Annotated in this window: 19 protein-coding genes; 3 read left to right on the forward strand and 16 right to left on the reverse strand. The window is 39.0% G+C overall.

The genetic code is table 11. The features are described from left to right. From H7U01_RS00300 to H7U01_RS00315, 4 genes are all read right to left on the reverse strand, one after another. Positions 1-1,044 carry a FecCD family ABC transporter permease gene (locus tag H7U01_RS00300; protein ID WP_073950123.1) on the reverse strand — a complete coding sequence of 348 codons (1,044 nt, stop codon included), beginning with the start codon at positions 1,042-1,044 and terminating at the stop codon, positions 1-3. A 121-nt stretch (positions 1,045-1,165) separates the two neighbouring features. Beyond that, positions 1,166-1,918 (reverse strand): CPBP family intramembrane glutamic endopeptidase, encoded by a 753-nt coding sequence (locus H7U01_RS00305; protein WP_073950095.1) that lies wholly within the window; start codon positions 1,916-1,918, stop codon positions 1,166-1,168. Between the two features lie 48 nt (positions 1,919-1,966). Continuing rightward, the gene (locus tag H7U01_RS00310) at positions 1,967-2,806 is read right to left on the reverse strand and encodes a DUF4300 family protein (protein ID WP_070850364.1); all 840 of its coding nucleotides are present in this window, start codon (positions 2,804-2,806) and stop codon (positions 1,967-1,969) included. Positions 2,807-3,120: 314 nt separating this feature from the next. Further along, positions 3,121-3,663 (reverse strand): TetR/AcrR family transcriptional regulator, encoded by a 543-nt coding sequence (locus tag H7U01_RS00315; RefSeq protein WP_064521322.1) that lies wholly within the window; start codon positions 3,661-3,663, stop codon positions 3,121-3,123. A 171-nt stretch (positions 3,664-3,834) separates the two neighbouring features. Here H7U01_RS00315 and H7U01_RS00320 point away from each other — a divergent pair, with 171 nt between their 5' ends. Continuing rightward, complete coding sequence (locus tag H7U01_RS00320) at positions 3,835-5,601, forward strand: DHA2 family efflux MFS transporter permease subunit (protein ID WP_070850362.1); 1,767 nt, start codon at positions 3,835-3,837, stop codon at positions 5,599-5,601. Between the two features lie 159 nt (positions 5,602-5,760). Here the strand turns inward: H7U01_RS00320 and H7U01_RS00325 are convergent, their stop codons facing one another. The 8 genes from H7U01_RS00325 to H7U01_RS00360 form a co-directional block, all read right to left on the reverse strand. Further along, positions 5,761-7,008: a DUF4767 domain-containing protein gene (locus H7U01_RS00325; protein WP_201040838.1), complete on the reverse strand. Its 1,248-nt coding sequence runs from the start codon at positions 7,006-7,008 to the stop codon at positions 5,761-5,763. A gap of 118 nt (positions 7,009-7,126) precedes the next feature. Further along, positions 7,127-7,399 (reverse strand): hypothetical protein, encoded by a 273-nt coding sequence (locus tag H7U01_RS00330; RefSeq protein WP_201040839.1) that lies wholly within the window; start codon positions 7,397-7,399, stop codon positions 7,127-7,129. A gap of 123 nt (positions 7,400-7,522) precedes the next feature. Next, positions 7,523-8,158 (reverse strand): copper homeostasis protein CutC, encoded by a 636-nt coding sequence (locus H7U01_RS00335; RefSeq protein ID WP_201040840.1) that lies wholly within the window; start codon positions 8,156-8,158, stop codon positions 7,523-7,525. Positions 8,159-8,199: 41 nt separating this feature from the next. Beyond that, positions 8,200-9,024, reverse strand: coding sequence for a CPBP family intramembrane glutamic endopeptidase (locus H7U01_RS00340; protein ID WP_201040841.1), 825 nt, complete (start codon positions 9,022-9,024; stop codon positions 8,200-8,202). Between the two features lie 48 nt (positions 9,025-9,072). After that, the gene (locus H7U01_RS00345; RefSeq protein WP_201040842.1) at positions 9,073-9,645 is read right to left on the reverse strand and encodes an HD domain-containing protein; all 573 of its coding nucleotides are present in this window, start codon (positions 9,643-9,645) and stop codon (positions 9,073-9,075) included. Positions 9,646-9,672: 27 nt separating this feature from the next. Further along, positions 9,673-10,722, reverse strand: a complete 1,050-nt coding sequence (locus H7U01_RS00350; protein WP_260318058.1) for a hypothetical protein — start codon at positions 10,720-10,722, stop codon at positions 9,673-9,675. A gap of 581 nt (positions 10,723-11,303) precedes the next feature. Next, positions 11,304-12,086, reverse strand: a complete 783-nt coding sequence (locus H7U01_RS09935; protein WP_260318059.1) for a hypothetical protein — start codon at positions 12,084-12,086, stop codon at positions 11,304-11,306. A gap of 467 nt (positions 12,087-12,553) precedes the next feature. After that, the gene (locus H7U01_RS00360) at positions 12,554-13,123 is read right to left on the reverse strand and encodes a TetR/AcrR family transcriptional regulator (RefSeq protein ID WP_021144459.1); all 570 of its coding nucleotides are present in this window, start codon (positions 13,121-13,123) and stop codon (positions 12,554-12,556) included. Positions 13,124-13,248: 125 nt separating this feature from the next. On the opposite strand from H7U01_RS00360, the gene H7U01_RS00365 reads away from it, so the two are divergent. Both H7U01_RS00365 and H7U01_RS00370 read left to right on the forward strand, forming a co-directional pair. Then, entirely contained in the window at positions 13,249-14,091 is an 843-nt protein-coding gene (locus H7U01_RS00365) for a DegV family protein (protein ID WP_004182868.1), read from the forward strand. Between the two features lie 220 nt (positions 14,092-14,311). Further along, positions 14,312-15,484: a CynX/NimT family MFS transporter gene (locus tag H7U01_RS00370; RefSeq protein WP_201040843.1), complete on the forward strand. Its 1,173-nt coding sequence runs from the start codon at positions 14,312-14,314 to the stop codon at positions 15,482-15,484. A gap of 143 nt (positions 15,485-15,627) precedes the next feature. Here H7U01_RS00370 and H7U01_RS00375 read toward each other — a convergent pair whose 3' ends face one another. The 4 genes from H7U01_RS00375 to H7U01_RS00390 form a co-directional block, all read right to left on the reverse strand. Beyond that, positions 15,628-16,365, reverse strand: coding sequence for a DUF4336 domain-containing protein (locus H7U01_RS00375; RefSeq protein ID WP_048675167.1), 738 nt, complete (start codon positions 16,363-16,365; stop codon positions 15,628-15,630). Positions 16,366-16,397: 32 nt separating this feature from the next. Next, the gene (locus H7U01_RS00380) at positions 16,398-17,174 is read right to left on the reverse strand and encodes an alpha/beta fold hydrolase (RefSeq protein ID WP_201040845.1); all 777 of its coding nucleotides are present in this window, start codon (positions 17,172-17,174) and stop codon (positions 16,398-16,400) included. 214 nt (positions 17,175-17,388) lie between these two features. After that, the gene (locus H7U01_RS00385; RefSeq protein ID WP_002890512.1) at positions 17,389-19,476 is read right to left on the reverse strand and encodes a heavy metal translocating P-type ATPase; all 2,088 of its coding nucleotides are present in this window, start codon (positions 19,474-19,476) and stop codon (positions 17,389-17,391) included. Further along, positions 19,460-19,822 carry an ArsR/SmtB family transcription factor gene (locus H7U01_RS00390; RefSeq protein ID WP_002890511.1) on the reverse strand — a complete coding sequence of 121 codons (363 nt, stop codon included), beginning with the start codon at positions 19,820-19,822 and terminating at the stop codon, positions 19,460-19,462. The genes H7U01_RS00385 and H7U01_RS00390 overlap by 17 nt, the downstream gene beginning before the upstream one ends. Positions 19,823-19,831: the final 9 nt, after the last annotated feature.

The raw sequence follows: 19,831 nt of genomic DNA on the forward strand, positions 1-19,831 counted from the left end.
CTAAACCACCTTCCTACGATTTTTAGTCACAATATAAATAAAGAAAGGTGCGCCAACCAAGGCTGTAAAGATACCGATAGGTAACTCCGCATTTTTAACGAGGATTCTAGCCAAGACATCTGCCCAAACCACAAATAAGGAACCTAGGAGAGTTGCTACTGGAAAAAGCTTACGATAATTAGTCCCGACTATACTTCTAGCGATATGAGGGGTAATCAAGCCGACAAAGCCAATAATACCACAACTAGCAACCATGACGGCTGTTATGACTGCAACGATGGCAATATAAAGATACCAATAGAGTTTAAGTGGAATCCCTAAAGTCAAAGCTGCTTCATCTCCCATCATCATGGCATTGAAGACACGATACTGAGTTGAGAAAAAGAGAAAGGCCAAACCAACCACTACTGCTGGAAGCATCAAATCTGACCAAGATGTTCCTGTCAATGAACCCATGGTCCAAAACTTAATGGTCATAACACTGTCCGCTGTCGCTCCAATAGAGATTATAAAATTGGCAAAGGCAATAAAGAGGGCATTAACAACCGTTCCAGATAAAATCAAACCAGAGGTGGTCACTCTCCCTTGCATAGAGGCAATGATTAAAACAAGAACCGTCGCTAGGATAGCCCCCACAAAGGCACCCAAGCCTACCACAGCTTTAAGGCCTAAAATGATGGCCAAGGTTGCTCCAAAAGTTGCTCCTGCCGAGATGCCTAAAATGTAGGGTTCGGCAATCGGATTATTGACAGTTGACTGCATGACACTCCCAGACATGGAAAGGCCTGCACCAACTATTAACCCCAGGAGAACCCTAGGAACTCGCATATTCCAGATAATAGCTTCAAGTGGTTTGGCTATGCTTTGACTGGCAATTGGAAGCCCCAATTTACTGAAGATGACACCATAGGTATCACCTATATCTATAGTGACCGCTCCTAAAGAAACTGCTATAAAAACTGACGTTACTACTAAAAATAGAAGCAAACAAAGCAGGCTTAGGTAGCGGGAAAAAACAAGATGTTTTGTTTTTTTAAAAGGCATTAGCACCTCCTTTCCACCTGTAATGTCAGAAAATTTTGACAATACCCTTCTAGTATAACATGCCTCAAAAAGATGGGCAAGGTCATTTGAGTGGAAAAAAAGAGCAGTCACTTAACTACTCTTAGGATTTAACCTTCTCCATACTACTACTAGCAATTCTCATAGCAAGAAGAATTATCAATACCTTAATCACAAGGGATAACCAAAGGCTCTCCTCCGTTGATGACAGTTGCGATAAAGCATTGATTAGCGCATGGGTCATGACACAAAGCCAAAGACTTCTGGTCTTTGTATAAATAGCGGATAAGATGAAACAATTGCTTAATAAGCCTAGCAAGAAAGGCAATAAATGAATCGTGGCCAGAGACCCATCAATGTAAAAATAGAGGATATGCCACAGTGACCAGGCTACAAAGGTACAAAGCGTGGACACTAGATAGGTTAACTTTTCTTGCAAAGCGGGCTGGAAAAAATAGCGCCAACCGATTTCTTCGATACCACCAAAGACAAGGGCTTTACAAAATAACATAATGGGGAGATACCAAACTTGGATAAGCATACCTCCACTCAGGATCGGTGGTAGAAAATCCAAACCTAGAAAAATAAGAACTAAGAGATAGTTACTGAGAGGCTGTTTGATTTGGAAAAAATCTCTGACAAGTTGTTTAAAACTGGAGTGATGATAGCGGATGCTAACATAGCCTCCCCAAATAGCTGATGACAAGCCACCTAAAATAAGGGTAAAAAGGCCAATTGGAGTTCCATAATCAACCCTAACTCCTCCTGCTCTTAGCAGCCAAACTAGGAGACTGACCAGTAAAATCTGTCCAAGGGTCCCTGCCAGATAAAGCAACAAGGCTTCTTTTCTTTTCATATCTTGCTTCCTTTTTCTCCTCTATTCAAACTTTCGTCTCACGATAACCTAGTCCATATCCACCCATTTGTCATTATCCATGATAAAGGGTTTGGCTAGACCTGGTCCGGTATAGTCCTTGTACTTGGTTGTCAGATACTTGTAGCAATCTTTCTTACTAGCAAATTTTATAGCTTGGTAGGGCTCTTCGAAGGTCAATTTTTCAACAAATAAATAACCATCTGTCGTAGGGACTAAGACTCCGACGTGACCGACAAAAAGGGAATCTCCATCCAGATTATCGTGGACAACGACCGACAGCATGCGTGCCTTGTCATCAAAGGTGAACTGCTTGTAGTAATCCTCCATATGCTTGGCATGAACCTTGACATCTTGGGTGGCCTCAGTCTTGACCCTTGAAAAGAGAATGTCAAAGTCTGCCTGGTCCTTGGCATTAAAGAGCTTGCCCTTGTCAATGGCGTCCTTGTCTTGGAAAAGGAGCTCAGTATCACTTTTGACTTGAGGAATCTTGATTTTGCCTTTCAGTAGCGTGTAGGTGTTGATACGGCAGTTGGTACCGATAAAGTCACCATGCTTGGCTGTCCACAGGCTACTGATTTTTTCCACATCATAGTCTGTTTTGGTAAATGGCGCAAAACTCCCAGAAAGACCTACAGAACCCACGGTGTCATTGTAATCAGTGACGAGATTGATAAAGTTATCCACACTCTCCTCGTTCAAATGTTTCGAGAGTATGGCTCGCACCTCACTAAGACTGGCCTTACTATTTAGGTTGGAGTAGCTTGGTTGCTCCACCTTTTTGTGGATATGTGCAAAAACTGCTAAACCGACGAGTAATAAGCTAGCAATAGATAAAAGAATTAGCGTCTGTTTTTTCAAAGTTTTCATAGGCGCCTCCTTAGCTTCATTATACCAGATTTTGACAGCTACTTAATCTCAGGATACTTTTCCACAAGAAAAAGCCTTGGCAACAAGGCTTTAGATTGAAGATAAAGGCTTTTACTTGAGACTTTCCTTAGGTGATAGCGGACGCCAGCGAACTTCTTCGAAGTTCCATGGCTAATTTTTGAGCCTATAGTCTCAATAATTCCGAACGCCTGAAATACCAATTCTTCAGGCGTTTTTATCACGGCGTAAAGTCTCAGTATAGGCTCACACCGTTTGAAGACTATGGATTTTTATCATTTTTTCTCTATTCTTTATTATTTCCAAAATAGTTGTTCAATTTTTATTATATTATCTACAACTTTCTCAGGACTTTCCGATAAATCATTATCAATCCAGGATGAGATAATGGTTTCAAAAGATGTAGAGAAGGCTTTTATCACAATTTCATCTGAAATCTTCGTCTTTTTCTTGATCTTTTCTCTAATAGCTGGGTTGTTATTTATAAGATCACAAATAAGTTGTTGAACCTTATCTTTAAATTGAACGTGAGGTGCTTTTGAAATTGCTTTAAAATGTTTATAGTCATTTTTTATTAATAGTAGAGCCTTTAAAAGCATGTCCTCTTTATCTAAATTTCCTTGAGCTAAAATCTCCCAAAATCTTTTCATTGTCTCTGTTCCGATAGAGTATGCTAAATCATCCTTATCAAGAAAATGTTGATAAAATGTTCCCCTACTAACATTTGCTCTCTGAGTTATATTTCCAATGGTTATTTTTGAGTACTCCATTTCAAGTAGGAGGTCTATCAAAGCAGACTTGAGGTTAGTAACGCTATTAGTCTTTCTTTTCTTTGTCATTTTTTCCTTAATTAAACATATTGTTTGATGTTGTCATGGTCAATATATGGGTATTATTATATTCTTTTTATGTGAATTATAAAAGTTAAAAAAGACTGTTTTATGTTCACGAAGATAATTGATGCATCATTAATCATTTAACAAAATAATTAATGAAGGGAATAGAATTTAATGACAAAATCAAGAAAAATTCTAGGATTTATAGGTCTAGTTTTAGCACTCTTTATGGGAGCTTTAGATGCCACGATTGTTAATATCGCCCTACCAAATATTATGGAAGACTTACATACAGGATTGACTGATACAAGTTGGGTAGCAACAATCTATGTTTTAGCAATGTCTGTATTTATTATTACTGTTTCAAAACTCGCTGATATCTACGGTAGAAAATTGGTTATGCTAATTGGTGTAGTCATATTTGGCATCTTCTCATTCGCATGTATGGCGGCTGATTCATTATTACTTTTAATTATTTTTCGGTTATTCCAAGGAATTGGAGGTGCCATATTAACTCCAATTGTTCTCCCCATGGGAATTGAACTACTTGGGAAAGAGAATACCAGCCGTATTACTGCTATTATGGGTACCTTCAGTGCCTTAGCTGCAGCGGGGGGACCAGTAATTGGTGGTTTAATTGTCCATTGGACAACATATCATTGGATTTTTGGTATTAATGTTCCAATCGCTATCTTTGCATTCTTGATGATTCTAATGGGAACAAAAGAATCATATGATTTAAAAATTTCAAAGAATATTGACTGGCTAGGTATTATTTTTCTTACTTGTACTTTAGGTGGACTTATATTTGGTTTATTAGAAGGTCACGAGTATGGTTGGGCATCACAAACCATCATAGCTAGTTTTATTATTAGTGTTGTAGGCCTATTTTTCTTTTTTTTAACCGAAAGAAGAGTAAAATCACCTATCATTGACTTAAATTTATTCAAGGAAAGTACATTTACATCTTCAAGTATTATTTATATGATTTTTGGATTTGCGATTATCGTACCTTCATTGATCTTAAACTATTTCTTGCAAAATGTTCGCAACTATTCTGCTTTGCATTCAGCATATCTTATTATTCCCACATCTTTAGCTATCGTAGTAGGTATGCTGTTAGCAACTAAGATGTACCAAAAAATTAGTGCAAGATTGCTCATTAGTACCGGTTTGGTTATTACAGCAGGTGGATTATTTATGCTTAGTCTTATTCAGTATAATACCTCACAAAGCCTCATTGTTTGTTGTAATGTAATTATTGGTTTAGGACTAGGATTTATGGCAATGTCCTTAACATCATCAGTAAAATATTTACCAATTAATAAGGCTGGAATTGGGTCAGGTATCGTTAATGCTTCTAGATATATTGGACAGGCCATTGGTATGGCTCTTCTCGTTACCATTTTAAATAGTAATGTCAATATTGCTAAAACACAAATTAAGGAAACAGCGTATAACCAAATTGAAAAATGGGTTTTATCAACAGACGTAAAAAAAGTTGCTAAGAAGGAAATTTCAAAAACTTTCGACACGACTAAGAAAAGTAATAGTATTTCAACCAAACAAAGTAATATGGTTGAGGCAATCAAAATAGCTGCTCAAAAAACAGATAATCTTCCAGAACCTAAAAAGGGGAGTAATTATAGAAAGATTTATGATGCAAATCAGTTATTAATCAATGGAGTTGAAACTGTTAGTTCAAGTGTCCCACAGTTATCAACTAGTTTGAAAACTATCTCTGGAGGACAAGCTAAAGTTGGTACAGCTATTAAATTATTAGCTCAAAAGGATGAATTAGCATCTGCTCTTAAAGTCATTGTTAAAGAAAAAAATGAGCAGTTAAGCAGGGCATTTGATAATGTATTTATTGTAGGAGCAACCATTGTATTGATATGTACTCCATTAGCTCTGATGACAGAAAAGCGAAAAGATGAATAACTAAGTTATTTTATAATAGGAAAAGCCAGTCTAAACTTTAGGCTGGCCCTTTTATATAATTTAAATAGTAAGTAAACAGATTTGGAACATAGAAAATCTTTTGTTCACTTATATTGTATTTTTAAGATGTAAAATTTTTCTTTCAAACCTCTTAAACCATCACTTGTCATTCACAATATTGGCAAAGGCTTCTTGGATGTCCTTATTATTGGTAGGGTACATATAATACATGTTCTCAGGATTCCCCTGATTTTGCATGGAAACTAGGACCACTGGTTGACCTTTATGGATGGTGAAATGGTAGAGAATCATGGCGGAACCTGAATACCCGTAGCTGTCTACAATGATATAGTCGGCTATCCCTGTACCATCGTCAGAAAAGGCAACGTCTACCTTTTGTTGGTTGGTCATTGGGGCATTTTGTTCAGTCTTTTCACCTACAATAATGCGGTTATTTTTAGCAAAAGACATGGCACCAAAGAAATCATCACTTCCGTTAGGTGTTAGCCTTCTATAACTTTCTTGATTCATCTTGTGCCCAAACTCCACCATGTAACTTGCAAGCTTGGCAGCCTTGTCACTATTCCAAAGGGCTGTCGTATTGGTTGGGCTAGTCTGGCTGGACTGGCTCTTGCTTTTCACTCTGTAATAAGACGTGTAAACCACCCCTGGCCCAGCAGACTCTGGAATTTGAACCAAACGATCTGTGTCTTTGACAGAATTGTCCGGAGACGGTGCTGCTTGATTGGCTGGCACAGGCACAAAAGGATTGACCCCATGCCCTGGACCATTGTCCGCAAAATAAAACATAGGCTGACCGTTGAAATCTTTAACGACAGTCTTGCCATCAGTACTTCCTGTCTCTTCAGACTTTGTGAGCCCTGACTTGGTAATGGTCACAACATGACCACCGTCAGAAACCCAGTCACCTTCGATGCTTGAAAAATCACCATTTCGAATAGCATCCACATCCATGGCAGGCGTTTTGGCTTCTGATGAGGCATTCTGACTTTGAGAACTAGAGTTTGAAGACGACTCAGAAGCTCTGGAACTCGATTGTTTAGACTTGTCTGAGGAAGACGTTTGACCAGTCTGACTGCTTGACGAAGAGGCCGCAAGGGATGACATTTGTTGAGCTTGTGAATGAAGGGAATGCCAAGCAAAAATGGCACCACCACCAAGAAGCGTCATACAAGAAACTGCAAGAACTGACGCTGCGACCTTATGAGTCACAACATACTGACTTAAGGTTTGCCAAAAGCTCTTCTTAGATGCTAACAATAAGCTCTCTACTTCTGCTCGATTAGCCAAGAGACTACCATTTTGTATCGCCTCGTCGACCTCTGTCATCTTTGGGCGACGTCCATAAATCTTTATAAAATAGGTTAACCATTCTTCTGCTTTCATCTCATCTCCTTTTTGAAGCGTAATAGTTTCATTGTAGCATAAATTGGGGATTCTAGTTGACTTGTAGAAAAGAAAAAACTGCAAGCAAGTAGCCGCAGTTAGTGTATAAACTTGATCCTTATTTCTGAGTATTGACAAGTTTTTTTAGATAAGTATAGCCCAGATAGAAAAACAAAAGCGCTAAAAGAATAAAGAACCCCATGACGAGTTTGGTCCCACCTAATTGATAAGCAATGTAAACAAAAGTATTAACCTTAATCTGACCACCCGTTTTTTCCAATAGCGAAAGGCTCTGTGAGTAATAGTGACCAAGCCAAATAGCCCCTAGCCCTAATAACGGATAAATAATGACACCCAAGACAGGATTCTTTTTTAACAAATTATCTAACATACATCCCCCAATTTTTTTAATGCTATAGTAATAGCTTACCAAAGAATGACTAGAAAAGCAAAGTGCCTCCCATTGCACAAAAATCAAAAGGAACCGAGCCAAGAAGCTGGTTCCATTGTAAATCTAAAAGACGACACGTGTTCCATGAACTTGCTCAAGGCCAGGTATGGCAAGAAATTGGTCACGATTAGCCACGGAGATACCACCTCCTGCTAAAATATCCAACTGACCATCTGCTAGCTGAACCAATTCTGCATAAGATTTCAAGCGTAAGTCTAGAGCAGTCTCAGGAGTCCCAGCACGGGTGAGGAGACGCGTCACTCCATTTTCCTTAAGACACTGAATAGCACTAGGCTGGTCTGCTTTAGGGATTTGGTCAAAGGCCATATGCATGGTGACCTCTAGGTCTCGACTAGCATCTAACAAGGTCTTTAGAGCTTCTGTATCGAGTTGGTTTTCTGAAGTCAAAGCACCTAGTGCAAAGCCGTCAACACCCAATTCACGCGCACACTTGATATCTTCTAGCATGATAGCTAATTCCTGCTGGCTATAGACAAAGTCGCCCCCTCGTGGACGAATCATCACTATCACCTTAGCCTTATAATCCTTGGCCAACTCAACAGCCGCCTTTATAACACCATAAGAAGGTGTCGTGCCTCCAACAGCCAGATTATCACACAACTCCACGCGTTGAGCACCGGCTTGAAAAGCTTTTTCTAAATAAGTCACATTCTCTGCACAAAATTCATACATTGGCATACTGAACCTCCAATTAGTTGTAGTAGCAAGGGGATTGACTATCAGTTTCTCTTTTGATAACCCCATAACACTATAGCAAATGATAGCAATTGCCATAGAAGGATTCTCACAATCTGCAAACTATCTGCTTCAGAATTTGAAACCACATGAACTAGATTTGAAGCAAGATTATTAAAAAAATGATCTCCTAACCCAAACCATAAGGAACCTGTTATTTTGTAGAGTAAGGACCATTTGATACTCATCATTCCCGCTAAGATAACATAGCCAATGCCCATGGCGATGAGATTTACGAGTGACGATTCTCCTTGAAGATAATCTCTTAAAGGCATTACCAAGTGCCATATTCCAAATAGGAAGGCTATAAAGAATAGACTCTTGCGGTACGAAAGCCCTTCAAGAATTTTTGTGAAAAGGCCACGAAATATTCCTTCTTCCATCCAGACATTTATCAGGTTAAACAACACACTTGAGAGAATAAGTAAGATTCCTGCTTGAGATACTTTTTCGTTTGTTAAGGAAAAACCACTGGCGTAAAACGATAAGTGAACATTGCCATGAAGAAACAAGAGAACAATGCACTCAACTGTATATGCAAAGACGGAACACACTAAACCAAAGAGCAGGCCCTTCCCTATACCACTCACTATTCCGTCAGGACTGAAACCAATATCTTTCCATCTTAAATTACAAATTGAAAGGACTCCCCACAGTAGAAAAATTCCAAAAAGCTTATGTAAAAAATTCTCAGATAAGAAGGTTTCATCCGTCCTAATATAGAAGTATTCAATTAGCCTTGCTACTGAGCAGATAACAAATATAATTGAACAACTTAAAATAGGTTTCTTTATTAGTTGATTTAGCATATCTTCCTTTCAAATAAGTCTATTATAAAAGTTAATTCAATATTTCACTCAGTCCAATTCCTTCTCTAGTTCTTTTAGAAAGGTGATTAAAAATTGATGGCGACTTTCTGCCATTTGTTTGGCAGTCTCCGTGTTCATTTCATCTTTTAAGAGGAGCAACTTGTCGTGGAAATGTTGGACGGTATCAGTAAGGGGTCTCCCTTTGTGGCCACCATAGGAAAAAGTTCGCGCAATTCCTACAGCTCCTATCGCATCCAGGCGGTCTGCATCCTGGACAATCTTGCCTTCTAACGATTCTGGATGCTTACCGCGATTTTTGCTGAAAGAAACAGCATTGATAACCCGACAAATCTGGTCGATTTGCTTTTTAGGAGCACCAATCTCTTCTAGAAACATGCGAGCATTCGCATTATTCTCTGTTTGAAACATTTTATAATCATCAGCATCGTGAAGAAGAGCTGACAAGCCCACTATCTCCAGATCACATAGACCTTCTGCTTGTGCGATTTTCATAGCATTGGTATAGACGAGAAGGGTATGAGCCACATCATGGCCATCCGCTCGATCAGCAAATAAGGTTTTAACATACTGCTTAGCAGCAAAAATTCGTTCTTCGATCATCGTTCTTGTCCTTTGTCGTTTCTTACTTCAATCAATCTCATTATATACCTTACGAGCCTTTTCAAGATCGTAATATTGATCAAATTCTTCTATGGTTTGTGTTGTATGGGCTTGTCCATCCTTTGATAGCTCAGCTGGAATCGTGACATCATGGTAAAGATTCACACCCTTCTTCATAAAGAGTTCATATACTGACAAGCCCCTTGAATATCGATCAGCACTGTTCTTAGGACTTAAAATCATCACTTTTGTATCCTTTTTGTTAAGCAATCGATAAGCTTTCGAAGATTTCTTAAATTGTGTTTTTGAAAGGTCCTTGGGATCAATAGAAAAACTAGCATCATCTAGAGGTAAATATTCCAAACTACCCTGATTTTTATCTAAAGCGACGTATAACTGAACTATAGGTTTCTTTCCATATACCTGTTCTATTAAACGATCATTTTGTTCCAGTTTATAAGTTTCCAAGTCTAGAAACATCATCTTCCGAACGGTAGAATCCTTTAGACTTCGGATCTGTAGTGCAGCTAGTTCTCTTCCATTGGAACTATATATAGCCCCTAATTCTGTTGGGATATAATTGGAATCAAAATCCTCTACAATTTTGTATAAATCAATTTCTTTTTCTTCTTTTAGTTTCTTTCCTTCGATCTTATAAAGGCTCAACGTCCAATATTCATCTTTTGATGGGCGCTCCTCGTAATAATAAGGACTGTCTTTCATTTTTATATTGGAACGCAAAATATGGTGAACTCCAACCTGAATGCGCTTGAGGTTTAAAGAACCTCCATACTTCATCTTCTTTTGATCTTCCTCAGGCGTTACTGATTTCCAGTGTGCGATGACACCTGCACCATCTGCAATCATCTCATAGTCATCAATTTTTGCTTTTCCACTATATTGACTAAATTGACGATAATACTGCTCTTCATATGTATGATAAGAAAACCAGATGACCCCAATGGATGTGAGGAGAACCAGCAAAGAATATATGACTTTTTTCTTTGTAATTTTCACGATTTTAACAGATCCTTTCTTGAAATATACCAGAATCAAAGCTATAATTTCTGACCACATTTTAACTCTCAATCATACACTATGACTCTACCGTCTTCATATGCAGAGAACATCGAACTCTCCGGACTAACATATGACACGGAACCATGTGAATCCATATCACTAATTGATAGGTCCCTATGGTTATCAACAAATAAATAAGATTTTCCTTATTTTTTAAATGTTCGATACTTACTGTTATACTGAATAACAGTTTCTTTACTTCCTTCTTTAAAAGTAATCTGATTTCCAGAAAAATCCACCCAAGTCGACTTATCTAGAGAAGCAGTTTTAGATGATTTATTCTTAACAACTAGATAAAACCGGCCATCTGTAATAGCATTCAATTCTTGTTCTTATTTGATATAGACCATGATCATTGCTACAGGAATTAGTAAAAGCAGCCATATTCTAAACTTAGGGGGAACGAATGACCCTATTTTTTTGATGACTGCTATTACGACTAAAACCATCACATACAATAAAAATGGCGGGATTAAAAGGAGAATGATTTTCCATGCTTTAAAGAAAGCAAGTCCTTTGTTTAATTGGACTAGCTTAACTTTAATCAGTTTCATTCCTTATATTTTTAACGTAACTTCTTATTGTTTCAAATTGGGCGAAACACTCTTCTTCCCTAAGTTCTCGCTATCTAGATAGGATAGAGCCATTTGGACCAAATACAATCTTTCATCTTCTTTCACAATGGTACGAAATAGCTCCATTGCGCCAGTTCTATTTCCTTTTAAGAACTCATTGAGTGCTTTTAGGTACGTAGATTCCAATTGAAAGAACTTGAGGTTCGTTACTTCATTTAAAATGGCATCATTAGTTTCTTTTTTTACCAGTATATCGTAGCGAGCTCTGTAGGCTTTTTTGGTTGATTCATAATCTAATAGATATTTAGAAAGTAACTTCTCAAACTCATCTTCTTTCAAATTAGGATTTGAAAAAAGGCTTGCATTCAATAGAAATTCGTTTAATTTTACTTGCTCATCTTTTGTAAACTGCTGATTCTTTTTGAGTTCGTTTACAACTGCTTTGATAGAAGAATAGTCACCAATCATATAGTAATAGTAAAGTGTTGCAACCAATATTCTCACCTTAATAGTTTTGAATTTCTTCCCTTTTTGGTTCATCATATAGCTTAGCATCAAGTCAAGATTGATATCCTTATAGATGAGACTGTACAATTTTTTACCAAAAAGAATTTCTTTAATAAACAGTAAAATCAACTCAATCAGCAAGTAAATCAAAAAAGAAATGACTGCTATTTTCTTACTTTGGGTCACTTGTACTGCATATAGAAACGGTAGGGCTATGATAATCAGCATGAATATCACTGGTCTATTGTACCGTTTTCTTAGTTCTTTATATGCGGTCACTTAAATCTCCTTAGTTCTCATTTTATTAGGATTTAGCATTTGTTTGCTCTGTCTTAAAATAAGTCACTTAATTTTCAGCTTAATTGTAAAACTCTGTGGTTCCACCTACCATCATACTGAAATTTTGCAACTGAGGCAACTTCCTCAATAGATGGAAATAGTTGTAAGAAAAAAGCACCTATCGGTGGTTAGATGCTAGACAAACTGTTTTTCCCATAAAACAATCTAAATGATGCTGAAAAAATTAAAACCGAACTATACTATATAGGCTCATTCAAACATAAACTGAAACTTTCCGCCGTGAGAAAAGTGCTAGGAACACTATTGTTTCTAGCACTCGGGAGTTTTGAAACCTTAGGTTCAAAACTAAGTCATGGAACTTCTTCGAAGTTCGCTGACGTCCGTACTCACCTAAGGAAAGTTTCTAAGAGGAATTTTTCTTGATTTTAACCACCTCTCAGTGGTTACTACTTCTTCTTTTGTGGAAAAAGCGGGAGACCAAGTTTGGCAATCTTCTCCGCTGGGGTCTTCATGCCATCCTTGACCCATTTGGAAATCACTGAAACAATAGCCGAGCTCCAGAAGGAATTGAGGTAGCTACCGGCACCATTTGATGAGCTACCATTTCGTTTTTCCAAAAAATCATAAACTGCCTTGGTCAATACCTGCTCAAAATTATAATCAATGGCAAGACTGATGATTTTGGCTTCTTTTTTGACTTCCTTAAGGAGATAAACCCAGACTTGGTAAAGATCCGTCTTGAGATTATAGCCGTCCAAGGACTTAGTAATCTTTGCAATGCTAGACTCAAAAATAGATTTCAAAATCTCTTCCTTAGAACCATAATTGCGATAAAAGGCAGCACGAGATACACCCGCACGCTCAACCAGTTCCGATATGGTAATCTTTTTAAAGTCTTTTTTCTCCAACAATTGCAGGAGAGAAATTTCAATGGATTCTCGTGTAATTGCTTTGTTTTCTTGGTTAAATCGTTTGAGATTTTCCAAGGATTTCTCTGAGATTTTTCTTTCTGCCATAACATTCACTTTCTATCTGTCACACCTGATGAGATCTGCTTTGATAGCAATGCACTTCATGATAAAATTGTAAAAGAAGACTAATAACTTGTCAATGTACATTATGCAGATATGAGGTGTAACCTATGAAATGGAAAATTATTGCGGATTCAGGCTGTGACTACCGTTCTTTGGACAATCTGGCACCAGATACGGAGTTTGTCAGTGTTCCTTTGACTATCCAAGTGGGCGAGACCATTTACAGGGATGATGCCCAACTCAATATTGATCAAATGATGGAGGAAATGTATGCGACTACGACTGCTTCTAAGTCTGCCTGTCCGAGTCCTGATGATTATATGAAATCCTTTGAAGGAGCGGACAATATCGTCGTCGTGACGATCACTGGAACCCTTTCTGGTAGCTACAATAGTGCTGAAATCGCTAAGAAAATTTATCTGGAAGAGCATCCTGATACTAAGATTCACGTGATTGATAGCCTGTCAGCTGGTGGCGAGGTCGACCTTATCGTTCGTAAACTCAATCACTTAGTCGCTGAAGGCCTTGATTTTGACCAAGTCGTTGATGGCATCACAGCTTATCAAGCCAAGACTAAGTTGCTCTTTGTTTTAGCCAAAGTTGATAATTTGGTGAAGAATGGTCGTCTAAGTAAACTAGTTGGCACCGTTGTTGGACTCCTCAATATCCGTATGGTCGGTGAAGCTAGTAAGACAGGTACTCTTGAATTGCTTCAAAAAGCCAGAGGTCAAAAGAAAGCCATCAAAGCTGCCTTTGATGAACTCCTCAAGGCTGGTTATGCTGGAGGCCACATTACGATTGCCCACCGCAACAATGAAAAATTTATCGAGCAATTCTCTGAATTGGTTCGTGAAAAATTTGCCCAAGCAAGCATCGAAGTCCTTCCTACTTCTGGACTCTGTAGCTTTTATGCTGAAGAAGGCGGACTCCTTATGGGGTATGAAATTTAAGACGACATTGAAAAGAGGCTGGACTACATGTTCGGTCTTTTAAAAATCAGATTATGCTATTTGATAATCAGCAGAATAGGATTATAAAACTAAAAATTCTTTCTTGACAATCCAACGTAATCGCTTTCATCACCCCCTTCATTTATGGTAAGATGGAAGTGACGCATTAGTGTCATATTCTTAAAAATTAAAATACCCTTATTAAACATGGAGACGCTTTATGAAACAGAAACATTCACATTTTCTAATCCCTGGAATCCTTCTTCTAGGGATCGTTTTGCGGGCCCCGTTCACAACCTTGTCTACGGTCTTATCAGACATTGCTTCTGGTCTAGGCGTTGAGGTCAGTTCTCTCGGTCTCTTGACAAGTCTCCCTCTCTTGACCTTTGCGATATTCTCACCTTTTGCGGCTAGCTGGGCCAAACGCTTTGGTATAGAAAGACTCTTCCTCGGTGTTTTAATTGTGATGACACTTGGTTCTGCTTTGCGTACCCTTAATCTCCCTCTTCTTTATGTGGGAACGCTGTTAGTCGGAGCTGGAATTGCCTTTATCAACGTCCTTCTCCCAAGCCTAATTCAGGCTAACGAGCCAAATCAGTTAGGATTCTTAACCACACTCTACATTACAGCCATGGGATTATCCACAGCCGTAGCTTCATCAGTTGCCGTTCCAATCACTAAGGCAACCTCATGGCAAGGTTTGGTCTGGGTATTGACCGCGGTCTGTGCCTTAGCTCTTGTAGTTTGGCTTCCTAATGTCCATCACAATCATTACTTAGAACAAGAAACTTCTACCAGCGAAAATTCAGGCAGTTGGTATAAGAGTGGCAAGGTCTGGGCTATCATGATTTTCGGTGGATTACAATCACTCTTCTTCTATACCACTATCACTTGGCTCCCAACCATGGCTACACAAGCCGGTGTTGGTGATGCCAATGCCGGAATTCTAGCTTCCGTTTTCACACTGACGAGTATTCCATTCTCTATGATCGTTCCTAGCCTAATCACTAAACTTTCTGATCGTAACCGCCATTTGATGCTAGTGGCTACCGTCCTAGCAGGACTCATCGGAGTTTCCATGCTTCTAATCAATACAGACAGCTTTGTGTATTGGTTAGTCCTTAACCTCTTAATCGGAAGTTCTGCTAGTGTCCTATTCCCTTACATGATGGTTGCCTTTTCAATGAAGGCTAGCACGCCTGAAAAAACAGCCCAACTATCAGGTTTAGCCCAAACCGGAGGCTATATCTTTGCAGCCCTTGGTCCAGTCTTGTTCGGTTCAAGCAAACAACTCTTTAACTCTTGGACCCCTGCTGTTTTAATTCTTCTTGTCTTGACCATAATCATGGGAATTGCCCTTTACAAAGTTGAAAAAACAGACCTTATTTTGTAAGAGAAAAACTAATAAAAGAAAATGCCCCACAAGTTGTAGCTTGTGGGGTGTTATTTTGCGTGCGGCGAATGAATGCAACTTTTAAATACAAAGGTCGAAGTATTCGTATTTGTCTTTCGACAAGTTCCCTTAACCACAGAACCCTATTTCTCTAGCCAAAAGAACGCTTGGTTTAACATCTCTTTTGCTTGTCCAATCATACACGGTCCATGAGAAATAATAATATTCTTAGGTTCCCATTTCTTTATTTTGTGATAACTCCTCAAAGCTTGTTTTTTGCCAAATAAGAAACATATTCTTAAATCTCTTGGTGTTTTACCATTTGGATAGTGATTATCGCCTATTTTAAACAGTAGCTTTTCAAAAATCGATACATTCTCAGTTTCTATATTTTCAATAAGATCCGTTAAAATCAGAGTTGAACTTTCATTATGGAAAAAAACAACCTCTTTTACATAAAAACTTCCCTCAAATGTTGTAAAAAGAATTTCTTCGTTCCAATTGGCCTTGCTTAATTCCTGACCATAATCCAAACTCATTCCCGATTTTCTGGCACGCTTTTGAACACCACTAGCTAGCCAAACTTTTGCTTCAGGAAATAGTTGATGCCATTCATCTATATAACTATAATGTAAGACATTGGGTGCAATAAGGTGTTTTACCTCACCTAATTGCTTAATTTCAAAAAGCAAATTGTCACTAGGCTTAATCGGTGAATGCACCCAAATACCACCATTCTTCAAACGGATAACCGTCATTCTAGTTGAAAAAGGCACTTTGAATAATTTGAAATCCATCTGTACTTCTTCCCCATCTACAATCCATAGGTTATCTGCTATCTTTTTTAAGGAATTGAGGGGACTATATTTTTTGACTTCCATGAGACTCTGCTTTCTAAATTAATAAAGTATAATCAATCATTATTCTCCAAAAATGGAACAACCAAGTCAATCCACTCTTGAGGTAGGTAGGCTGATAAATAGCCATGATTATAGCCTTTTGCCTCAAACAAGATAGTGTTGGGATGCAGCTGCTCAAATAACCTAGCTGATTCCTTAACACATTTCAATTCTTTTTCACCATAAATATAGAGAACCTGCGCCTTGCTCGCAGAAATTGTGTCCTTCAGCTTGTAACGTCCCATATAGGTTTTGTAAATGGTCACCAATGTTTTGATAGGCGTCCTTGGCAGGTCCTCCATATAATAATTTTTTATCTCGTCTGGGTAAGCTAATTGGGGATAGAATTTATTCATTAAGCTTAACTGAAGTTTACAAGAGGACTTACTAAACATCAGTTTACCAAATAGAGACACTAGAAAGATGCTGATTTTAGCTAACCTTGGTTGAGGAATACAGAGGCTTCCGTCTATGATGGCCTTCTCAGCAATTTCACTGTCTAAAGACAAAAGCTCCATGGCAATTTGACCACCAAGTGAAACACCACCGATTGCTAACAATTTCCCACCACAGTTTGCTTTGATATAGTCTAGAATCTCCAAAGCAGAATCTTCAGTAGAAACATAATCAAGTTGATATTCCTCGCCGTGGCCATTCAAAGTGGGTAGAATAACACGGTATTCTTCTGACAAGATTCGTGCTTGACGAAGATAATTCCACCAAGAACTGCCACCACCATGTATCAGTAAGATAGAAGGCAAATTCTTATCCCCAAATTCATGGAATTTCATGTTTAGACTCCTTACTTTAGGACTTTCACTTGCTAAATCCTTGTTTAATCAGCTCGTAGAAGCAAAGCTACACACTCCACGTGTCCTGCTTCATGTAATTGAACACTAGTTTCCTTGAACTCTTTGGTATATTTTTGGCTCATTTGGACATCTCCTTTGGTTAGATACTATTCTACCAAAACGTGTCCATAAAATCATACTAACATCAGTTCACTTACTTTGACAAAGTGGAGGTATCTATCCTCAAGACCCTCAATGCATTCCATACTGCTAGTAGCGTTACACCAACATCTGCAAAGATGGCCTCCCACATATTAGAAATTCCCAATCCACTTAGAACCAAGAAAATTAGTTTAACTACAATAGCCAAGGTCATGTTTTGTTGGGCTATTCTGACTGTCTTTTTTGCCAGTCGAATGACTTGAGGAAGTTTTCCAAGGTCATCATCCATCAGTACAACATCTGCTGATTCAATGGCTGCGTCCGAACCTAGCCCTCCCATAGCAATACCAACATCTGCCCTAGCAAGAACCGGTGCATCATTCACCCCATCTCCAACAAAGGCAACAGCCTGCTGAGACTGAGTCAGAATTTCCTCAAATGTACTCACCTTATCCTGAGGCAAGCAATCTCCAAATGCATCATTAAAGGCAAATTGCTGTGCAAATTCATCAACCACTGCCTGACGATCGCCTGAAAGGAGAACCGTCTTTTTAATTCCGACTGCCTGTAAATCCTTCAAGGCCTCGATGCTCGTCTCCTTCACTTGGTCTGTGATAAGGAAATAGCCTAGAAAATGACTGTCCTCTGCCAAATAGAGAACTGTTCCTGTGCTGTCAATAGCTGGATAAGCAATCCCTTGAACTTCCATTAATCTAGCATTCCCAAGATAGAGCTGTCTGCCATCTACCCTACCGGACATGCCCTGCCCTGGTAGCTCGGTAATCTGACTCACCCTATTCTCGTCCACTTCCTGTCCATAGGCTGTTCGAATAGAGTTTGCGATTGGATGATTGGAATAGCTTTCCAGATGGGCAGCGAGGTACAGAATATCATCCTCGACACCTTCTGCGTTGACAACGGTATCCACCGCAAAGATACCTTTTGTAATTGTCCCCGTCTTATCAAATACGACCGTATCCAACTTGGCAAGAGCCTCTAAATAATTCCCACCTTTCACTAAGACACCTAATTTAGATGCTCCCCCTAGCCCGCCAAAGAAACTCATTGGTACCGAAACCGCAAGAGCACAAGGGCAAGAAATGACTAAAAAGGTAAGTGCCCGATAAAGCCAAGTCGACCACTCCCCTAAACCAAGCAAGGGAGGCAGGCTTGCAAGCAGAAAAGCGATTCCGACAACCACTGGTGTATACACACGCGAAAAACGTGTGATCATCCGTTCCGTCTCCGCTTTTTTATTGCTTGCATTTTCAACTAATTCCAAAATTTTGTTGACCGTTGATTGCGAAAAAGTCTTACTCACTTCAATTACCAATGGACTAGTCAAATTGATCACACCACTTGTAATGTCCTCACCAACGCCAATTTCCCTAGGCAGTGATTCTCCTGTCAAGGCTGACGTATCCAGAATAGAACGACCTTCTCTGACCAGACCATCTAGGGGCACCTTCTCCCCAGGCTTAACTAAAATATGGTCCGCAACCCTTACTGTTTCAGGGTCTACTTGAACGGTTTCTCCCCCCTCTAGTCTCCAAGCCTTATCCGACCGAATATCCATCAATCGTGCAATGGACTGACGAGATTGAGAGGTGGCCTTATCTTGGAAATACTCCCCAATCTGATAAAAAAGCATGACGGCTACTGCCTCTGGAAATTCTCCCAAGAGAAAGGCTCCTAAGGTCGCGATACTCATCAAAAAGTTTTCATCAAAAAGATTACCACGTTGAATATTTTGAACCATCTTGATAAGAACCTTATGGCCGATAATGATATATAGGGTCAGATAATAGACCAGACGAATCCAGAAATACTCCTCTGGCAGGAAAAAGCCGAAGGCAAATAGAATCATAACAGCAAGTAGCAGCTCTTTCGCCCAATCTCGTTTTTCTGGAAGTGCCTCTTCCTTTTTCTCACTGATAACTTCGATTCCAGGTTCAATAGCATCCACCAAGTCAATAATTTCCTTATCTATCCCATCTTCGCTTTTTGTTTCCAAAATCAGCTTTTGAGCTATCAGATTGACAGTGGCAGATTCTACCTGCTCCAATTGATTGACAGCACGTTCAATCTTAGCAGCACAATTGCCACAGTCAATTCCTCGAAGTTCATACTCTTTCTTCATGTTTTTCCTCTTTCAAATGTTTCAGTGTCAAAGACAAGACTGCTGCGACATGATCGTCCGCAAGTTCATAATAGGTCATCCTTCCTTTTTTCTCCCCCTTGACCAATTGGCAGTCCCGCAGATAGCGTAGTTGGTGAGAAATAGCAGACTTGGTCATCTGTAACGCAATCGCTAAGTCTCCGACACAAATTGGATTTTGCCGTACTGCTTGTAAAATCCGCAAACGAGTTGGGTCAGAAATCGCCTTAAAAAAATTGGACATATTTAGCAATGTAACGGTATCAAACTCCGTCTCATGGACCCCTTGAATTAAATCTGGATTACAAGCTGTTAAACACTGTGACATATTTTCTAT

The sequence above is a fragment of the Streptococcus sp. 21.1 genome, assembly GCF_016648635.1.
In the GTDB taxonomy this organism is placed as follows: Bacteria; Bacillota; Bacilli; order Lactobacillales; family Streptococcaceae; genus Streptococcus.